A 2,599-nucleotide genomic window follows, 5' to 3' on the forward strand; every position below is an offset into this window, starting at 1 on the left:
GTCTTGGTGTTGTTCGAGCCAGTCAGGTCGGCCGAGCCGCCGATCGTTTCCGGCACCGCGCCGTTGATGATCTCGAGCGCCATTTCCGACGATTTGCGGGTGGCGACCTTCGGTTTGTCTGCGGCGAGTTTCTTCTTGTAGTCGGTGAGGACGGCGTCGAAATTCGCTGGCAACGTGCCACTGATGCGGCGCTCGAATTCGCTGCGCAATTGGGCGTCGGCCTCGGCAAGGCGGCCTTCCCAGCCGGTGCGTGCCTTGACACCCGTCTTGCCGGCGTCGCGCCAGGCATTGAGGATGTCGGCAGGCACCTCGAAGGGCGGATAGTCCCAGCCGAAGAACTTCCTGGCGCCGCCGATTTCCTCTGCGCCGAGCGGAGAACCGTGCGCCTTGTTGGTACCCGCCTTGGTCGGCGCGCCGAAGCCAATCGTGGTCTTGCAGGCGATCATCGTCGGTTTGTCGGAATGGCGCGCCGCCTCGATAGCATAGGCGATCGCTTCAGGGTCCTGGCCGTCGATGTGGCTGGCGTTCCAGCCGGACGCCTGGAACCGGGCGACCTGATCGGTGTTGTCGGCCAGCGACACCGGGCCGTCGATCGAGATGTTATTGTTGTCCCAGAAGACGATCAGCTTGTTCAGCTTGAGATGCCCGGCAAGTGCGATGGCTTCCTGGGAGACGCCTTCCATCAGGCAGCCGTCGCCGGCCAGCACATAGGTGTAATGGTCGACGAGGTCGTTGCCGAAAGCGGCATTCATGATGCGCTCGCCGAGTGCGAAGCCGACCGAATTGGCAAGTCCCTGGCCGAGCGGGCCGGTCGTCGTCTCGATGCCGGCGGCATGGCCATATTCGGGATGACCCGCCGTCCTCGATCCCAACTGGCGGAAATGCTTGATCTGGTCGAGGGTGATGTCTTCATAGCCGGTCAGATAGAGCAGCGAATAGAGCAGCATCGAACCGTGGCCGGCCGACAGAATGAAACGGTCTCGATCGGGCCAGTGCGGGTTCTTCGGATCGTATTTCAGGAAACGCGTGAACAGCACCGTGGCAACGTCGGCGCAGCCCATTGGCAGGCCGGGGTGGCCGGACTGGGCCTTCTCGACGGCGTCCATGGAAAGAAAACGGATCGCATTGGCCATCCGGTCATGTTGTTCACGCGAGGTCATGCTTCCTCCAGTGTGGGGGGTTGGGGCCTTGAAAGCGCCCTTGAAAAGCGTGCGCGACACATAGCAGGCGCGGCTTTTTAGTCAACAAACCGGCGCGCTTTCGCTGATCTTGTTAGTCAATAAACCGGCGCTTTTGCCGGTCTTGTGATGGCGCCAGAAGGGCCTTGGGGGTTCTACATTAGCGTTAGCAGGGGACAGCCGCGAGAGCTTTATTGACGTTGGCTTCACACGGCGGGTAATGTTTCAGACATAACGCGTTCTGAACGTGGATGATTCGGTGATGGGCAGGGCGCAGGACGAAAGCCATGACCGGGGAAACGACACTCAAAGAAGTCATCGCGAGGCTGGGTAAGGCCATCGAGGGGCTGGAAAATGCCGTCGCGGCCAAGCTCGAGCACGAGCGCGACTATACGGAAGCCGAGGCGGAGGTGCAGCGCATGAACGCCGATCGCTCGCGGCTGGCGCAGGAACTCGACAATTCCGAAGCGCGCGCCGAACGGCTGGAAGACGCCAACAAGGAAGTGTCGCGTCGGCTGGTGACCGCCATGGAAACCATCCGCGCCGTGTTGGACAGATAGGGACTGGACAGGTAGGCCAATGGCACAAGTCACGGTTTCCATCGACGGCAAGCAGTATCGCATGGCTTGCGACGAGGGCCAGGAAGAACATCTGATCGACCTTGCCGAGCGCTTCGACCGCTATGTCTCGCATCTGAAAGACTCATTCGGCGAGATCGGCGACCAGCGGCTGACCGTGATGGCCGGCATCATGGTCATGGACGAGCTTTCGGAACTGCAAAAACGCGTCAAGGGCATGGAAAGTGAAGTGCTGACGCTGCGCAAGACGCGTGACGACGCGCTGACCAAGGCCGACAAGAACGATTCGGTGCTGACCCAAGCGCTTGGCGCGCTCGCCCAGCGCATGGAAGATCTGGCGACGACGCTGGCGGTGAACAAGGCCTGAGCCAGCGCAGCGAAAATTCCTGCTGCATTTGCCGAGAAGCAATGAAAATTTTTCGCCGCCGGCCTCGACCGGGTGCAACAGGCGTTTGAAGGATGACGCGGGAGTGGTAGAAAGGCAAAAGCAACGCCGGTCAATGCCGGCTGCAATCACAGGGTAGGGACACGTCATGAGCCTTCGTATCAACGATATCGCGCCGGATTTCACGGCCGAAACCACGCAAGGGACGATCAACTTCCACGAATGGATCGGTGACGGCTGGGCGGTGCTTTTCAGCCATCCGAAGAATTTCACGCCGGTCTGCACGACCGAGCTCGGCACGATGGCCGGCCTGGAAGGCGAGTTCAAGAAGCGCGACGTCAAGATCATCGGCATTTCCGTCGATCCGGTCGAAAGCCATGGCAAATGGCAGGATGATATCAAGAAGGCGACCGGCCAATCGGTGAGCTACCCGCTGATCGGCGACAAGGACCTCAAGG

General features: G+C 60.6%; 4 protein-coding genes. 3 read left to right on the top strand and 1 reads right to left on the bottom strand.

The genetic code is table 11. From position 1 onward, the window contains the following. The coding region (locus tag EOA86_RS30080) for a thiamine pyrophosphate-dependent enzyme (protein WP_245497423.1) at positions 1-1,160 on the bottom strand (1,160 nt) is incomplete at its 3' end. 305 nt (positions 1,161-1,465) lie between these two features. On the opposite strand from EOA86_RS30080, the gene EOA86_RS30085 reads away from it, so the two are divergent. The 3 genes from EOA86_RS30085 to EOA86_RS30095 form a co-directional block, all read left to right on the top strand. Next, positions 1,466-1,738 (top strand): DUF4164 domain-containing protein, encoded by a 273-nt coding sequence (locus EOA86_RS30085; RefSeq protein WP_023797069.1) that lies wholly within the window; start codon positions 1,466-1,468, stop codon positions 1,736-1,738. A gap of 19 nt (positions 1,739-1,757) precedes the next feature. Further along, positions 1,758-2,123 carry a cell division protein ZapA gene (locus tag EOA86_RS30090; RefSeq protein WP_023797070.1) on the top strand — a complete coding sequence of 122 codons (366 nt, stop codon included), beginning with the start codon at positions 1,758-1,760 and terminating at the stop codon, positions 2,121-2,123. Between the two features lie 166 nt (positions 2,124-2,289). After that, positions 2,290-2,599: redoxin domain-containing protein (locus EOA86_RS30095; protein WP_128344956.1), on the top strand; the 310-nt coding region annotated here is incomplete at its 3' end.

Origin of the sequence: Mesorhizobium sp. M5C.F.Ca.IN.020.32.2.1 (assembly GCF_004023105.1) — a bacterium.
In the GTDB taxonomy this organism is placed as follows: domain Bacteria; phylum Pseudomonadota; class Alphaproteobacteria; order Rhizobiales; family Rhizobiaceae; genus Mesorhizobium; species Mesorhizobium wenxiniae.